We start from the raw sequence: 14,493 nt of genomic DNA, 5'->3' as shown, positions 1-14,493 counted from the left end.
CCCCACCATGCGGGAACCCCGCAGATACGACGTGACGGTGATGCTCGACTACTACGCCCCCTACGTCAGCGGGCTCACCGAGGCCGCCCGGATGACCGCCGAGGGCCTGGCCGCGCGCGGCTGGAAGGTGGCCGTGGTCTGTGCCCAGCACGACCCGGCGCTGCCCCGCCAGGAGGTGATGAACGGCGTCCATGTGTACCGGGCGCCCGTCCTGGCCCGGGTCAGCCGCGGTTTCGTCTCCCCCGCGCTGCCGCTGCTCGCGCGGAGACTGGCCAGGCGTTCCGACATCGTGCACATGCATCTGCCCAACCCCGAGGCCGCGTTCGTCGCCGCGCTGGCCGGGGACGCCAGGCTGGTGGTGACGTACCACATCGACGTGTTCCTGCCCGACTCGCCGGTGAACCGGTTCGGGATGCGGGCGGTCGACGCGGTGTGCCGGTCGGCGGTGCGCCGGGCGGATCTGGTCATCACCAACAGCGAGGACCAGGCGCGCGGTTCGCGGATCTGGCCGACCATCCGGCGCCGCAGGCTCGCCCCGATCCCGTCCCCCTGTGTCGACCGCAGCGGAGGCGCGCCCCGGATGCGGGACGGGGACGGGCTGCACATCGGCTTCATGGGCCGGATCACCGTCGACAAGGGCATCGAGTACCTCATCCGTGCCTTCCGCGGGATGGACGACCCGCGAGCCCGGCTGCTGATCGCCGGCGACTACACGACCGTCGCGGGCGGCAGCAACATCGACGAGCTGCGCCGCGAGGCCGGCGGCGACCCGCGCATCCGGTTCACCGGGCTGCTGCGCGGGGAGGCGGTGCGGGACTTCTACGCCTCCATCGACGTCTTCGCGCTGCCGTCGGTGTCGGAGTCCTTCGGCATCGTCCAGGTCGAGGCGATGATGGCGGGCGTCCCGCCGGTGTCCACGAACCTCTCCGGCTCCCGCTACCCGGTCTCCGCCACCGGCTTCGGCCGCCTGGTCCCGCCCCGCGACCCGGCCGCCCTGCGCGAGGCCCTGCTGGAGCTGGCCGAACTGCCCGCCGAGGACCGTGAGTCGGGCCGCGAGGCAGCGACGAAGCTGTTCGGCGGGGAGGCGTTCCTGGACGCCCACGAGGAGGCGTTCCGCCGGCTGAAGGCGGGGTCATGACCCTGAAGAGCACACAGGCGGTGGACGAACACCGGCCGGCACCCCCGGGCAGTGGCCCCCCGTACGTCCTGCTGAGCGCGGCCGCCGTACCGAGGCGCTCGCGCCTGCCGGCGCCGCTGCTGCTCCTGCGCCCCCGTCAATGGGTGAAGAACGTCTTCGTGCTGATCGCCCCGCTGGCGGTGGACCCGGCGGCCCTGCTGCGGCACCCGGGCCGGGCACTGGCCGCGCTGCTGGCGTTCACGGCGGCCTCGGCCGCGGTGTACGTGCTCAACGACTGGCTGGACCGGGAGCGCGACCGGCTGCACCCGGTGAAACGGCACCGCCCGCTGGCCTCCGGCCGGATCGGCCCGGCCGGCGCGCTGGTGCTGGGCGCCGCCTGCCTGGCCGCGCTCGTCGTGACCGGGCTGGCGCTGCCGCCGGGCGCCCAGGCGGCGATCGCCGGGTACGCGGTGCTCAACCTCGCCTACTGCCTGGCCCTGAAGCACTATCCGCTGATCGACGTCAGCCTGGTCGCGACGGGCTTCGTCCTGCGGGCGGTGGCGGGCTGCGTCGCCGTGGCCGCGCCCTTCAACCCGGCGCTGATCATCTCCGTGTACTGCACCTGTCTGCTGCTGTCGCTGGGCAAGCGCCGGCACGAACTGGTCACCGCCGAACTGCGCGGCCAGGCCGTCGCGGGACGGCCCGCGCTCGCGGGCTACTCGGTGCCGCTGCTGGACCAGCTGATCGCCGTCCTGCTGGCCGCGACCCTGATCGGCTACGAGCTGTTCGCCCTGTCGGCGCCGCATCCGCACGCGCCCGTCCTGGCGGTCGTCACCGTGCCGTTCGCCGTGTTCGCCGTGTGCCGCTACGTCCAGCTGGTCTCGCAGCGCCGCGGCGGCGAGCCCGGCCGTGACGTCCTCACGGACGCGCCGCTCGTCGTCAACGCCCTGCTGTGGCTGGCCTGTCTGGCCGTCGGCCGACTCCTGTGAGGTGCCCCATGACCGTGCCGCCCACCGTCTCCGTCATCATCCCCAACCACAACTACGCCCGCACACTGGGCCGTTGCCTCAGCGCCGTCGCCGAGCAGACGTACCCGCACATCGAGATCGTGGTCGTCGACGACGGCAGCACCGACGACTCCCCGCGGATCGCCGCCGCCCACCCGGGTGTCCGGCTGGTGCGCACCGCCAACGCCGGGGTGTCCGCCGCCCGCAACACAGGCGTACGGCACAGCAGCGGCGACATCCTCTTCTTCCTCGACTCCGACATCGCGCTGCACCCCGACGCGGTCCGCATCGCCGTCGAGGTCCTTCAGGCGGACCCGCGGGTGGGTTTCGTCGGAGGCATCTACGACTCCGTGCCGCTCATCGACGACGGCGCCGTCGAGCGCTACAAGGTCCTGCATGGCCACTACTGGCGGCGCCGCACGGCCGGCCCCGTCAAGGCCGCGTACTTCTCCCTCGGCGCGATGCCGCGCACCGCCTACGACCGGGCTGGCCCGCTGGACGAGTCGCTGCGCGACACCGAGGACATCGAGTACGGCGCCCGGCTCGCGGCCGACTCGACGGTGCTGCTCGACCCGCGCATCGTCGGCCGCCATGACGACGACGACCGGCTGAGCGTCCTGCTGCGCAAGCAGTGCCGCCGCTCGGCGACCCTGGTGTCCCTCTTCGCCGACCGGGGAAGGGGCCGCCCCCAGCTGTCGGACACCGCCTACCGGCCCCGCGCGGTGGCGGGCACCGGCCTGGCCCTGGCGGGCCTGGCCGCCCTCCCGCTGTGGCCGGCCGCGGGCGCGGCCGCCTCGGCGGCGGGCCTGGCCCTGTTCGTCTCGGAGGAACGCGGCCTGCTCCGCTACTTCCGCACGGCAGCGGGCATACGCGCCCTCCCGCTGATGACCGGCCTCCACTTCCTGATGACCGCGACGACGGGCTTGGCGGCGACAGCAGGGGCGGCCCACTGGCTGCTCTCACCGACGTTCCGCCACAGGTACAGCCGTGCGTGAGGGTTTTGAGGGGCGCGGGGAACTGCGCGACAAGCCACAACGAACGGAAAGCCGCACCACCTCGGCCGATGGCAGACGAGACCGCGCACCCTGGCTCAGACGAGCCCTGACCCTCATGGTGCTGACCCTGTCCGCGGCCTTCCTCATCCGCTCCTTCACCACAGAAGACGCCCACATCACAACAGCCCTCACCCACCTCGGCCCCTACCTCCCCCCAGCCCTCGCAGCCGCCCTGACCGGCCTGTGGCTCACCGCCCTGTCCTGGCGAGAACCCCTGCAGTCCCTGTCGGCCCCCCTCCCCCGCCCCCAAGCGGTACGCGTCTTCGCCGCGGGCCAGCTCGGCAAGTACGTCCCCGGCGTGATGTGGTCCATCGTGCTGCAGAGCCGCCTGACGGCGGCCTCCGGCATCACGGTCCTGCACCTCACCGCGGCCTTCGGCGCGTACGCCGCGGTGTCCCTGTCGACGGGCGCGGTCGTGGGCCTGCCCGCCCTGGCGGACCACGCGTACGGCCCGACGGCCGCGGCCCTGACCGCCGTACTGGCGCCCCTGGCCCTGTGTCTGCTGCCCCCGCTCCTCACGGTGGCGGTACGGCTGTTCAGGGCGGTGCCCGCGCTGGCGCGCCGGCTCGCTCCCGTGCCGGGGCCGGTGCTGCGGCGCGCGGTGTGGCTGTGCGCGCTGTCGTGGGCGGTGACCGGCGTCCATCTGTGGCTGCTGGCGGTCGCGCTGGGCGCGGACCCGCTCGCGGCGGTGCTGCCCTGTGTGGCCGGGTTCGCGGTGGCCACGTCGCTGGCCAGCGTCGTGGTCGTCGTACCGGACGGGCTCGGTGTGCGCGAGGCGCTGCTGGCGGTGTCGCTGGCCTCGGTGCTGCCCGCGCCGCAAGCCGCGCTCGCGGCGGCGGGCAGCCGGCTGGTGCTGGCCGCGGCGGACGTCCTCGCCTTCGGCTACGGCACCCTCGCCGCACGCCGAGTGTCCCTGACCCCCGTATCCCTGCGTGAACGAAAGGAAAGTCCATGCTGAACACCCCGCTCCAGGAATCCGTCCTGGACCGGCTCCGCTCGACCCGCGTGGCCCTCGGCACCATGTACTTCGGCACCACGGTCGACGAGCCGACCTCGCGGGCGGTCCTCGACCGGTTCGCCGAGCGCGGCGGCAGGCTGCTCGACACGGCCAACTGCTACTCCTTCTGGGTGCCCGGCGGCACCGGTGAGGAGTCGGAGCTGGTCCTCGGGCGCTGGCTGGCGGCGACGGGCGCGCGTGCGGAGATGCTGCTGGCCACGAAGGTGGGCTGTCTGCCGGACCCGCTGGACGGGCCGTTCCCGGAGTCCGCGGAGGGGCTGGCGCCCGAGGTGGTGCTCAAGCAGTTCCAGCGCAGCACGGAGCGGCTGGGCTGCGAGACGGTCGACGTGTACTTCACGCACGCCGACGACCCGTCGACCCCGCTCGCCGAGACGTTCGGCGCGCTGTCGGAGCTGGTGCGCTCCGGCCGGGTGGGGGTGCTCGGCGCGAGCAACCCTGCCGTGGAGCGGCTGCGCGAGGCCGAGGAGCTGGCCGCCGACGGCGAGGCGACCGCGGCCTACCGCGTCGTACAGGTGCGGCACTCGTATCTGTGGCCGGACCCCTCGGCCGACATCCGGCCGCAGGTGCCGCTGGACCGGCCGCTGGTCCACTTCGCGCAGGAGCACGGAGCCGTGCTGCAGGGCTACTCGCCGCTGCTGCAGGGCGCGTTGACCCGGCCGGACCGGCAGCTGAGCCCCGAGTACCGGGGCGCGGACAACGCGCGGCGGCTGGCCCGGCTGCGGGAGCTGGCCGGCCGGCTCGGGGTGACGGCCAACCAGCTCGCGCTGGCCTGGATGGCGGGCGGCCCGGTCCCGGTGATGCCGGTGCTGGGCGTGAGCAGCGTCGCCCAGCTCGACGAGGCGCTGGACGGGCTCGCCCTGGAGCTGCCGGAGGAGATCCGGGGCCGGCTCGACGAACTGGCTCCGCTGGGGCGCCTGCGGGCGCGGTGACCTCAGCTCGCGCGTCCCGCCCGGCCCAGCAGGTCCTCCAGCACCTGCTGGGCCAGCCGGCCGTCCTCGAACCCGGCGAGGGTGCCGCCGGTGCCGCCCCGTGCGGCGGACGTCCAGTCGAGGAGCTGGTCCAGGAAGGAGTCGGCCCAGCCGGGGACCTCGCCGGGCGGGTCGTCCAGCCGGGCGGGGCCGAGGAGTTTGACCGGCTCCCAGTCGACGCCGGTGCGCTCCAGCAGGAGGGAGCCGTCGCGGGAGTGATAGGCGAGTTCGCCGCGGCTGCCGGTCAGGGTGAGGCTGAGGCCGACGTCGTCGGGGGTGGACGCCTTGGACGCGGTGAGGGTGAAGTGCGGGCCGGTGTGCAGCCGGCCGCTGACGAAGGCGTGGTCGTCCACCTCGACCGGCCGGCCGCCCTTGGTGCCGACCTTGGTGCGCAGCGCCACCTGGCAGGCCCCGGTGTCGACGGGGCTGCGGAACAGGAAGTGCAGCAGGTCGAGGAGGTGCACGCCGAGGTCGCCGAGGGCGCCGCTGGTGGAGCGTTCGGCGGCGCCGTCCCGCCAGGTGAAGTGCCTGCGGGTGAGCGCGCTGGCCCGCCGGAAGGCGAGGTCGGCGTGCAGGACGCGGCCGAGCCGGCCGTCGTCGACGCGCTCGCGTACGGCCCGTACGACGGGCAGACAGCGGTAGTTGAAGCCGACGCCGGCGGTCACCGGGGACGCGGCGGCCCGCTCGCGCATGGCGGCCGCCTCGGCGAGGGACACGGCCATCGGCTTCTCGCACAGCACATGCCTGCCATGGTCGAGCACGGCCAGGGCGTGGGCGGCATGGGTGCGGTTGGGCGAGGCGACGACCACGCCCTCGGCGGCCGCGCAGAGCTCCTCCAGAGAGGCGAACGCGGGCACGCCCAGCTCACCGGCGGCCTCGCGGGCGCGGTCCGCGTCGATGTCGTACAGCCCCGCCAGGGTGGTCCGCTCGCAGGCCAGCACGGTCCGGGCGTGCACCCGGCCGATGTTCCCGGCGCCGACGATCCCGACTCGCATCAGTTCAGGCCCTTCCCGGCGTGGTCGTGGTCCAGTCCGGCGCGCAGCGCGGTGAGGACGGCGTCCGCGTAGAGGCGCTCGGACACCTGGGGGTGGCGCTCGCGCGCCTCCTGCGTGCCGTTGCCGACCAGGAGTCCGTGGCCGACGGCCGCGAGCATCTCCAGGTCGTTCCCGCTGTCCCCGAAGGCGAACGCGTCAGCGGGGTCGACGCCGTGGAGGGCGCAGACGTACGCGACGATGTGCCGCTTTCCGCAGCCGGGCGGCAGCAGGTCGACGTCGTAGGCGTCCTCGGGGTCGCCCGCGCCGGGGTTGCAGCGGTTGGTCTGCGCCGCGAGCCCGAAGCGGGCCGCCACCGGGGCGACCCGGGCGAGGGCGCGGGCGTCGGCGTCCGGGTCGCGGCTGTAGTGGTAGAAGCTCTTGACGAGGCTGTCGGGCGCACGGCCCGGCTGCGGCTCCAACGCCACGCCCTGCGCCGCCAGTTCGCGTACGACGGTGTCGGCGCGGGCCGTGACGTCGGCGGGGGACGGCAGCCGACGCTGCCAGCCGGGCTCGGGACGCAGCTCGTGCCCGTCCGTGACCAGCAGCTCGGTGCCGAGGGAACAGGCGACGAAGTGCGGCAGCGTCCGCAGCCCGTGGGCACGGACCTTGTCCAGCACGGAGGTCAGCGAGCTGCCGGTCACCCACCCGAACAGCAGCCCGTGCCGCGAGGCCGCCTCGGCGAGGTAGTCCTCCAGCGCCTGGCGGTCGGCGATGCGTGCCGGGGTGGGGGTGTGGGCGAGGTAGGTCTCGTCGAAGTCGCTGAAGGCGATGGTCCGTACGGGGGCCGGTTGGGGCAGCGGTACGGGGGTGTCGGTGGCGACGGGGACGAGCGGTACGGGCACGTCAGTGGCGGGGGTGAACGATACGGGCGCGTCAGTGGCCGGGATGAACGGTTCGGGCGCGTCAGTGGCCGGGGTGCCGGAGCGCAGCATGCAGTGCCTCGATGACTCGGTCCTGCTCGGTGACGGACAGGTTGTTGTGCAGCGGGAGGTGGAACACGGTGGCGTGCAGCCGCTCGGTGTGCGGCAGCCGGGCCGACGCGAACAGCTTGTGGTGCAGCGGGGTGCGCTGGTGGTGGGTGAGCACGGGGTAGTAGAGGTCGGTCTCCACCCCGGCGGCCCGCAGCCGTGCGCGAAGCGCCTCCCGGTCGTCCGGGTGTGCCGTCACGGGGAACAGGTGCCAGGCGTGGTCGGCTTCGAAGACCGGGACGCCCAGCGGGGTGCCGGCGAGGGCCTCGATGTAGCGGTGGGCGAGGAAGGCGCGGCGGTAGCTGTTGAGGGTGAGCCGGGGCAGCAGGCCGAGCGCCACCGTGGCCGTGGAGTTGTCGATGCGCGAGTTGAGCCCGTACGCCTCGGCCTTGACGTTCTTCCGGCCGGGCTCGAACCCGTGGTAGGCGAACATCCGTATCCGCTCGGCGAGTTCGGTGTCCCGGGTGAGGACGGCACCGGCCTTCCCGGTCAGGCCGAAGTTCTTGTACGGGTTGAAGCTCAGCGCGGCCGCGTCGGAGTGGGCTCCGACCCCCGTGACGCCGATCGCCTGGCAGGCGTCCTCCACCACCCGCAGCCCCCGCTCCCGGGTGACGCGGGCGATGCCCTCGACGTCGGCGAGCCGGCCGTGCAGATGGACGGGCAGCACCGCACGGGTGCGCGGGGTGACGGCCTCGGCGACGAGGGCGGGGTCCAGGGTGTGCCGTACGGGGTCCACGTCGACCAGGACGGGGACGGCCCCGCAGGCGAACACGGCGTTCTCGGTCGCGGCGAAGCTGTTCGCGGGCATGATCACCTCGTCGTCGGGGCCCACCCCGACCGCGCGCAGGGCGATGATCAGCGCGTCGGTGCCGCTGCCGGTGGCGATCGCGTGGGGCAGCCCGAGGAAGCCGGCGAGCGCGTCCTCGAACTCGGCGACCGCCGGGCCGCTGGTCAGCTCGCCGGTGGCGAGCGCCCGGGCGAAGCAGTCGACGGCGACGCGCTGTTCCTCGGCGGTGAGCAGCCGGTCCTTGGGGAGGAACGGAACAGGGCCTTCGGCGGTCGGCTCGCGGTGGAAGACGGAGTCCGGGGCGTCGGGGCGGAGCCGCCCGGGCTCCTGGTCCAGGACCCGCGCGAGGGCCCGATGGCCGAGGGAGGGCGCGTGGCGGTAAGGAGACAGGGGGCCGCCTCCTGCCACGTCGAGGACGAGCCGGTGGATGTCGTGACTGTCCCCGTTGAACGTTTCTGCAGTCATCGGCCGTCGTCCTCCGCGAGGGCGGGGCAGCCGAAGGTGCGGGCGGCGCGCTGAAGCGTCCTCCGGTCGGGCTGCTTGAAGTAGGCCAGCTCCCGTCCGGTGCGCAGGGTCTGCACGGCGAGGGCCAGATCCCGGTCGTCGGTGGTGTCGACGACGAGGAGATCGGCGGCGACCCCGGCCTCGGCGATGCGGTCCAGAGCCCCGTCGGCGCTGCTGATGCGCAGGACGTCGTACGACTGCCCGAGCGGAAGCCGTCCGGCCAGCGCGCGGCAGGCGAACTCGAAGCGGAGGTAGGCCTCGAACCAGCTGGGTCCGTCGGGGCGGTCGGGGTCGAAGTAGGCGTCGAGGATCCACTGGAGGCGGACCTCGAGTTCGGGGTGCTTGGCGGCGAAGTAGGCGTAGTTCTCCCGCCATTCGGAGTGCCGCTCGCGGTCGGACTCGGGGTGGAACTGGTGGAGGACGCGGGCGTACGGGGTGTGCAGGAGGGTGAGTCCGTGCCGGTGCAGGCGGTAGCCGAGTTCGACGTCCTCGAAGCTCCACTTGCGGATGTCCTCGTCGAATCCGCCGACGGCGAGGAGGTGTTCCTTGCGGACGGAGACGTTGCAGCCGTAGAGGAAATGCCAGCCGGTGGCGAGGGCGCCCAGGTTGTGCGACAGCAGATCGGTGACCTCGGCGCGTTCGTCGGGGGCGGCGACGGGCGGGAGGGCCGCGCGGTCGAACCCGGCGCGCAGCAGGTCGCGGTCGACGCTGCCGGGGGCGAGGTAGTCGCGGAAGCCGATGGCCACCACGTCGGTGCGGTCGCGGTGGCAGCGCAGATGTTCCCGCAGGAAGGAGGGGTCGATGATCTGGTCGCCGTCGGCGAAGACGACGACCTCGCCCTCGGCCTGCCGGATGCCCTCGTTGCGGGCGGCCGAGCGGCAGGACGTCCCGGTCCGCGGCAGATACACGTACCGCAGCGCGTACTTCAGGGGCAGCGCGGTGACCATGTCGCCGGTGCCGTCGGTCGAGCCGTCGTCGACGAGGACGACCTCGAAGGTGTCGGGGGCGTCGAGCTGCTGGTGGTTGAGGGAGAGCAGACAGGGTTCGAGGAGTTCCCTGGAATTGTAGGCGGGAATGACAAGGCTGGCTTTCACGGGATTCTCCGGGAGCACGGTGACGTACAGGAAAGGGGAATACAGGGCAGGTCAGAATTCGGGCGAGGAGGGCGCTTTCTGCCGAGGCCCGGTGTTCTGCACGGGCGGCGGCTGTGACGCGGCGACGGAACGCCAGCGCAGGCCGAGCAGCAGCGCGCGGAGGTTCTCGTCGACGGCCATGGCGGCCATGACGCCGACGATGCCGAGGCCGAGCGGGAGGGAGAGCGTGTAGGCGAGGGGCACGAAGACGCACCAGAGCACGAGGATGCCGACGGCGGCCGGGTAGGTGACCTGCCCGACGGACCGCAGCGCGCTCGCGGTCGTCATGATCAGCGAGGAGCCGGGCAGATAGAGCAGCCCGCACCACAGCAGCAGTCGGCCCGCGTCGGCGACGTCCGGGTCGTCGGTGAACCCGTCCATGATCAGACCGCCGCACAGTGCAACGCCGAGCGCGAGCACGAGGGCCGCCGTCACCCCGACGAGGCGGGTGCGGCGGGCGATGCTCCGCAGCCGGCCGGTGTCCCCGGCGCCCGCCAGATGCCCGAGGGCGATCTGGAGGCCCTGCGACAGGGCCGAGGAGAACATGCCGATCATGTTGGTGATGCTCAGGGTGTACATCCGGGCGGCGAGCTCGTCGGTGCCGACCGCCGCGATGATCCGGGTGGTGGCGATCTGCGCGGCCTGCCAGAAGGCGGGCTCCAGCATGGTCGGCAGCGAGAACGCGAGCAGCAGGCCTGCGTGGGCGCGCAGTTGCCGCCCGTCGGCGGGCCGCCGGAAGCGGATCCGGATCCGGAAGAACACCAGCCACGCGCTGTACGCGAGCCCCGCGCCGGTGGCGAGCGCGGTGGACAGCGCGACCCCGCGGACGCCCCACCGGGGCCCGAAGTCGGCGAGGACGAGGACGAAGATGAGCCCGACGTTGACGAGGTTGGTGAAGACGGCGGCGAACATGGCATGGCGCGTAAAACCGTTGGCGGCCATGACCCCGCCGAGCATGGCGACGAGGGAATGCACGACCGCAGTTCCGCCGACGATCTCCAGGAAGGCCGTCCCGTAGGCGAGATGCGCCCCGCCCAGCCCGAGCATCCGCGCGACGTCCTCCGCGAACGCGAACAGCCCGAGGCTCACGACAGCGCCGAGCAGCAGATGCAGCACCAGGGCGACGGAGTAGAACTCCCTTACCTTCTCCGCCTCCCCCTTCCCCAGCGCCCGGGCGTACACCAGGCTCCCGCCCTGCCCCATGAAGGAGAACATCATCAGCACGAACGTCGCCACGGTGTTGACCGACCCCACGGCCGCGGCCGCGTCGTCGGAAATCCGCCCCAGCGCCCAGACGTCGACCAATCCCATGAAATAGGTGCAGGTCAACTGAAGAAAAATCGGCCAACTCAGAGAGAAAACCCCGAGTTTTCTTGCAGGTGGCACGATTTCGTCTCCCCCCTGACGGACGCCGAGATGCTAACCGCGGGGCCGGACTCGCAGAAAGCGCTATCTGACTGAGGGGGTCGATACTGAGCCACGCGTTCCCCGCCCCAAGTCGCGCAGAGTCACGCCAGGAAAGACCCTCTCCCCTGACAAAGCACCCGTCCTCCGGGGTTGCAGCGGGCCGGGTGTCACCGAGGGTGGTGGGTGGGTGTGACCGAGGTGGGTGGGGTGGGTGTGCGGGGGGTCGAACGGGGAGGGTGCGGAGCCGGGTTCTGACACTCACCACCCACGAGCACGGGATGCCATCGGCGGCCCGATGGCCGCTCATGTTCGAGATCAAGCCACATCGGCATCAATCGCATTGCGCCTGGCCGAAAGGGACCGAAGGGCGAAGGCAGCACGTTTGTCATACGCCTCGAGGACGGCAAAGTTGCCGTTCCGCCCGGCAGCAAGCTCACCCCAAGGACACACTGTGATCACCTCAGAACCCATCGGCGACTGGACATGGGAAGTCACAACGGGCGAGGAGCTCCGTCCGGTCCAGGCCGCAGAGGCTGCCGTGACGGTCTGGAATGTCCTCGAAAGCTATGGCCTGGCGCAGCCCACGGGACGGGTCAGCGTTTCAGCCCGTTCTGTAGAGGAGGCGCGGGACGTGCGCGTCCAGGCCGTCGGCCTGCCGCTGGCGCAGGATCCTCTGTCTCCTGATACGGCCCTGTCGCACGCGATGACCGAGGTTGACTCCCTCGAAGGTGGATTCGTCGTAGGTGTACGGGTCGAATGCCCCGGCTACTGGCTGGAATCAGGCGCGAGGCACCGGGCGGAAAAGCTGTTCGCCATCCAGGTGGACATCTGGAAGAGCAGCCTGCTCGTCGCCACCCTGCAAACGTACGGGGACGCGTGGCTGACGATGGACACGCGCGGCCGGGAACAGCCCGACCTCCATGCGGTGAACGCGCCTCGGCTCGCCGGCGCCCTGCAGGGCATCTCCCGCGTATTCGGCGTCACTCCGACACCGGGCGCCATGAACCGCCACGCCACACCTTCGGCAGAGGGATTCGAGGATCCGAGAATCGAAGGACTCGCCTACACCGACTCATGGGGGACCTTCGAGATCGCCGAGCGATCGCGCCTGCTCCGTTCAGGAATCCCCGATTCCGAGGACGAGTACGAGGAGAGCACCGACCATCCCGTTCGTTACTTCACGGTCCGGCGGAACGGAAGGACGCTCGGCTACGTCTGGGCCTCCCTCGGTGATGACGCCGCGGGCTACGAACCTCGAACCGCCGCAGGGGAGGAAGCATTCCGGCTCGGAGCCGCGTGGCTGCTGCGCCTACGCACCGCGCACCGCCAGGGGCTCACCCCTCTGGCAGCACTGGCCTGGTCGGCACAGAGCGCACCATCATCGCAGGCCGGAGAAATCGTCGAAGACACTCCCCAGGAGGCCCCGTCCTTGGACTTCCTCGAAGAGCTCTCCGGGCGGTACTGACCCGATGGCTCCCCTCCGCCGTCTCCTCCCACCAGGCAGGTGATCCAAAGCTGCCCCGCCCAGGGCTACGACCGACCGAGGCGGGATTCGCGGCTCTGCCGGAGGAGTTGCTTCGCTGGAGCGGCTCCAGGACCTGTCCGGACGGGTAGGACGGGCGGAGGCCTGGGCGGCAGACGAGCCGGGCTGTACGCCGGGGACTGTCATCACACCGCTATGACCTGCACAAACATCCAGGACGGCGCTTTCCTGGCTACCGCCACGGCTACGTAAGGAGACGACTCCGTCCAGGGCGCACCGGACGGAGATCTCGCCGTTCCGACGCTCAGAAGGTCTGCTCGATGTGCTCGAAGATGTCCGCGTCCGTCTCCCGCTGCCAGGCTGGCAGGTCGGCCCAGTCAGCGACGTATCCGGGCTTCGGGTTCTCGAAGTGCCGGAACATCTGGGCGGTCCAGCAGATCGCGACGAAACGGCCCTTCTGCTCGCGGGTGAGCCGGGTCGCGTGTCCTCCACTGACCTCGATGAAGTCGCGCACCTGTCCGCACACTGCGGCGGCCGCCTCGCGCTCCCACTCGGGCGTCTCGTCCCACGGCGTGATGTAGCCGGGCTTCGGCTCACCGGGGTAGTGCTTGGTCACACCGGCGATCCACGCCTCGCGGAAGATCCGACCGTCACTCATGCACGTTTCCCTCTCGTCATGCGGTACGCGGAAGCGCCGCGATTCGGTGATCCAGACCCGAGACTCGGTCATCGGCCATGAGCGGGGCAAGAGACCCTCGAAGTCCGTCCAACTTCCTGCCGATGAATCCAGAGTGAGACCGGTCGGCCAGTCCGAGAGCCTGCTCCGCGTAGTGCATGACCTGGTCGGCGTCCCGCCGGTACGCCCCGAGGGCGGCGAGGTCGCTCAGAACGGCGGCGCGGCGGCGCAGCGACAAGGGCTGGGCGAGTGCCGCGACGAGCGCCTCCTCCGCGAGGTCGGGACGGCCCAGTCGGAGGTAGCAGGCCCCTCTTTCCTCGGCGAGACGCGAGCCGTCGAAGCGGAGCCAGCCGCCGTTGTGGGAGCACTTGCCATCGAGTGCGTGTACCTCCTCGGCTTCGTCCAGAGCCCGGTTGCAGGCATCGAGGTCGCCCATCGCCGCGTACACCTGCGCTTGGACGGCGGCAACCCAATGGCGGGTGGAGAGCGTGCCATCACCTGCCTGAGCGACCCGGGCGGCCGCCGTCAGCAAGGGCTGGGCGGCGGGCGCACGGCGCGCGTACAGCTCGACGTACGCGTGGCGGGTCATGGCACAGGCCCAGAGGTCGTGGTCCCCGCCGGCATGAGCGGCGTGGGCGGCCAGCGTGTAGCTGGCTGCGTCTGTGTACCGGTTGGCGTCGAAGAACAGCTCGCCGACGAGCTGGTAGAGGTCGGCGGTCATCCGGCACAGCCGGGCCCGCTCGGTCGATGTACGGGCCTCGGCCAGACCCTTCGACATTGTGTCGAGCTGCCCGCGGACGGCAGGGAAGACGGCCTGCTTGGAATCCGAGAGCGCGTAGACCTTCCAGAGGCTGCGATGCAGGTCGTCCCCCGCCTCCAGGAGGGCCGACGCCGTACGCCCCCGGGAGATCCCGTCGGAGTCGGGGAGGGTGACCAGCGCGCCCGTGACGGCAAGCAGACCCAAGACTTCGCGACGCTTCATGTCGTCATCATCACCATGCTGGAGAGGCGGATTGTCGGGAAGCGCGGCGGTCTCAGCCGGCTGTTCTTCGGAAAGGAGGGCTTCCAGTTCGGGGAGGGTCACTCCTAACAGCCCTGCGATCTTTGGCCGTTGGTGCGGTCGCGGGGTGGCACGACCGCTCTCCCAACGGACCACGGTGGATGCGGCCACCGCAAGCGCTTCTGCGAAGTCCTCCTGAGAATAGCCCTGCGCCACACGCCGCTCGGCGAAGCGCTCACGCCTCGACGCCATCGGCCTCTCCTTACGAGTACGCCCTTCCCTGGACGCAACGCCTGTGAAACGCCTGGGCATTGCCTGGGGTCCGCTCTGGGAGAC

13 protein-coding genes are annotated in these 14,493 nt (G+C 71.7%); 6 read left to right on the top strand and 7 right to left on the bottom strand.

Annotated elements, in window-relative coordinates; genetic code table 11:
• Positions 1 to 7 precede the first annotated feature (7 nt).
• From RKD23_RS26745 to RKD23_RS26725, 5 genes are all read left to right on the top strand, one after another.
• Positions 8 to 1,138, top strand: coding sequence for a glycosyltransferase family 4 protein (locus RKD23_RS26745; RefSeq protein ID WP_424855989.1), 1,131 nt, complete (start codon positions 8 to 10; stop codon positions 1,136 to 1,138).
• Positions 1,135 to 2,106 (top strand): UbiA prenyltransferase family protein, encoded by a 972-nt coding sequence (locus RKD23_RS26740; RefSeq protein WP_424855988.1) that lies wholly within the window; start codon positions 1,135 to 1,137, stop codon positions 2,104 to 2,106. Before RKD23_RS26745 ends, RKD23_RS26740 begins: the two co-directional genes overlap by 4 nt.
• 8 nt (positions 2,107 to 2,114) lie before the next feature.
• Positions 2,115 to 3,119 carry a glycosyltransferase family 2 protein gene (locus RKD23_RS26735; protein ID WP_424855987.1) on the top strand — a complete coding sequence of 335 codons (1,005 nt, stop codon included), beginning with the start codon at positions 2,115 to 2,117 and terminating at the stop codon, positions 3,117 to 3,119.
• A 115-nt stretch (positions 3,120 to 3,234) separates the two neighbouring features.
• Positions 3,235 to 4,137 carry a lysylphosphatidylglycerol synthase domain-containing protein gene (locus RKD23_RS26730; protein ID WP_424855986.1) on the top strand — a complete coding sequence of 301 codons (903 nt, stop codon included), beginning with the start codon at positions 3,235 to 3,237 and terminating at the stop codon, positions 4,135 to 4,137.
• Positions 4,131 to 5,126: an aldo/keto reductase gene (locus RKD23_RS26725; protein WP_424855985.1), complete on the top strand. Its 996-nt coding sequence runs from the start codon at positions 4,131 to 4,133 to the stop codon at positions 5,124 to 5,126. The genes RKD23_RS26730 and RKD23_RS26725 overlap by 7 nt, the downstream gene beginning before the upstream one ends.
• 2 nt (positions 5,127 to 5,128) lie before the next feature.
• Here the strand turns inward: RKD23_RS26725 and RKD23_RS26720 are convergent, their stop codons facing one another.
• The 5 genes from RKD23_RS26720 to RKD23_RS26700 form a co-directional block, all read right to left on the bottom strand.
• Complete coding sequence (locus RKD23_RS26720) at positions 5,129 to 6,160, bottom strand: Gfo/Idh/MocA family protein (RefSeq protein ID WP_424855984.1); 1,032 nt, start codon at positions 6,158 to 6,160, stop codon at positions 5,129 to 5,131.
• The gene (locus tag RKD23_RS26715; RefSeq protein ID WP_424855983.1) at positions 6,160 to 7,041 is read right to left on the bottom strand and encodes an HAD-IIB family hydrolase; all 882 of its coding nucleotides are present in this window, start codon (positions 7,039 to 7,041) and stop codon (positions 6,160 to 6,162) included. Before RKD23_RS26715 ends, RKD23_RS26720 begins: the two co-directional genes overlap by 1 nt.
• Before the next feature lie 61 nt (positions 7,042 to 7,102).
• Positions 7,103 to 8,419: a DegT/DnrJ/EryC1/StrS family aminotransferase gene (locus RKD23_RS26710; protein ID WP_424855982.1), complete on the bottom strand. Its 1,317-nt coding sequence runs from the start codon at positions 8,417 to 8,419 to the stop codon at positions 7,103 to 7,105.
• The gene (locus RKD23_RS26705; RefSeq protein WP_424855981.1) at positions 8,416 to 9,552 is read right to left on the bottom strand and encodes a glycosyltransferase family 2 protein; all 1,137 of its coding nucleotides are present in this window, start codon (positions 9,550 to 9,552) and stop codon (positions 8,416 to 8,418) included. Before RKD23_RS26705 ends, RKD23_RS26710 begins: the two co-directional genes overlap by 4 nt.
• Before the next feature lie 51 nt (positions 9,553 to 9,603).
• Positions 9,604 to 10,977: an MATE family efflux transporter gene (locus RKD23_RS26700; protein ID WP_424855980.1), complete on the bottom strand. Its 1,374-nt coding sequence runs from the start codon at positions 10,975 to 10,977 to the stop codon at positions 9,604 to 9,606.
• A gap of 472 nt (positions 10,978 to 11,449) precedes the next feature.
• Here RKD23_RS26700 and RKD23_RS26695 point away from each other — a divergent pair, with 472 nt between their 5' ends.
• Positions 11,450 to 12,463, top strand: coding sequence for a hypothetical protein (locus tag RKD23_RS26695; protein WP_424855979.1), 1,014 nt, complete (start codon positions 11,450 to 11,452; stop codon positions 12,461 to 12,463).
• A gap of 322 nt (positions 12,464 to 12,785) precedes the next feature.
• Here the strand turns inward: RKD23_RS26695 and RKD23_RS26690 are convergent, their stop codons facing one another.
• Both RKD23_RS26690 and RKD23_RS26685 read right to left on the bottom strand, forming a co-directional pair.
• Positions 12,786 to 13,139, bottom strand: coding sequence for a hypothetical protein (locus RKD23_RS26690; protein ID WP_424855978.1), 354 nt, complete (start codon positions 13,137 to 13,139; stop codon positions 12,786 to 12,788).
• A gap of 16 nt (positions 13,140 to 13,155) precedes the next feature.
• Entirely contained in the window at positions 13,156 to 14,409 is a 1,254-nt protein-coding gene (locus RKD23_RS26685) for a helix-turn-helix domain-containing protein (RefSeq protein WP_424855977.1), read from the bottom strand.
• Positions 14,410 to 14,493: the final 84 nt, after the last annotated feature.

It is taken from the genome of Streptomyces sp. SAI-170, assembly GCF_049739565.1.
Classification (GTDB): Bacteria; Actinomycetota; Actinomycetes; order Streptomycetales; family Streptomycetaceae; genus Streptomyces.
This window is presented reverse-complemented; position numbering and strand designations above follow the sequence as displayed.

Excerpts from the sequence above, each read along its gene's own strand:
- RKD23_RS26690 (WP_424855978.1), bottom strand. The coding sequence starts at position 13,139 with ATGAGTGACGGTCGGATCTTCCGCGAGGCGTGGATCGCCGGTGTGACC.
- RKD23_RS26725 (WP_424855985.1), top strand. The coding sequence starts at position 4,131 with ATGCTGAACACCCCGCTCCAGGAATCCGTCCTGGACCGGCTCCGCTCG.
- RKD23_RS26740 (WP_424855988.1), top strand. The coding sequence starts at position 1,135 with ATGACCCTGAAGAGCACACAGGCGGTGGACGAACACCGGCCGGCACCC.
- RKD23_RS26685 (WP_424855977.1), bottom strand. The coding sequence starts at position 14,409 with ATGGCGTCGAGGCGTGAGCGCTTCGCCGAGCGGCGTGTGGCGCAGGGC.
- RKD23_RS26720 (WP_424855984.1), bottom strand. The coding sequence starts at position 6,160 with ATGCGAGTCGGGATCGTCGGCGCCGGGAACATCGGCCGGGTGCACGCC.
- RKD23_RS26745 (WP_424855989.1), top strand. The coding sequence starts at position 8 with ATGCGGGAACCCCGCAGATACGACGTGACGGTGATGCTCGACTACTAC.
- RKD23_RS26730 (WP_424855986.1), top strand. The coding sequence starts at position 3,235 with ATGGTGCTGACCCTGTCCGCGGCCTTCCTCATCCGCTCCTTCACCACA.
- RKD23_RS26735 (WP_424855987.1), top strand. The coding sequence starts at position 2,115 with ATGACCGTGCCGCCCACCGTCTCCGTCATCATCCCCAACCACAACTAC.
- RKD23_RS26710 (WP_424855982.1), bottom strand. The coding sequence starts at position 8,419 with ATGACTGCAGAAACGTTCAACGGGGACAGTCACGACATCCACCGGCTC.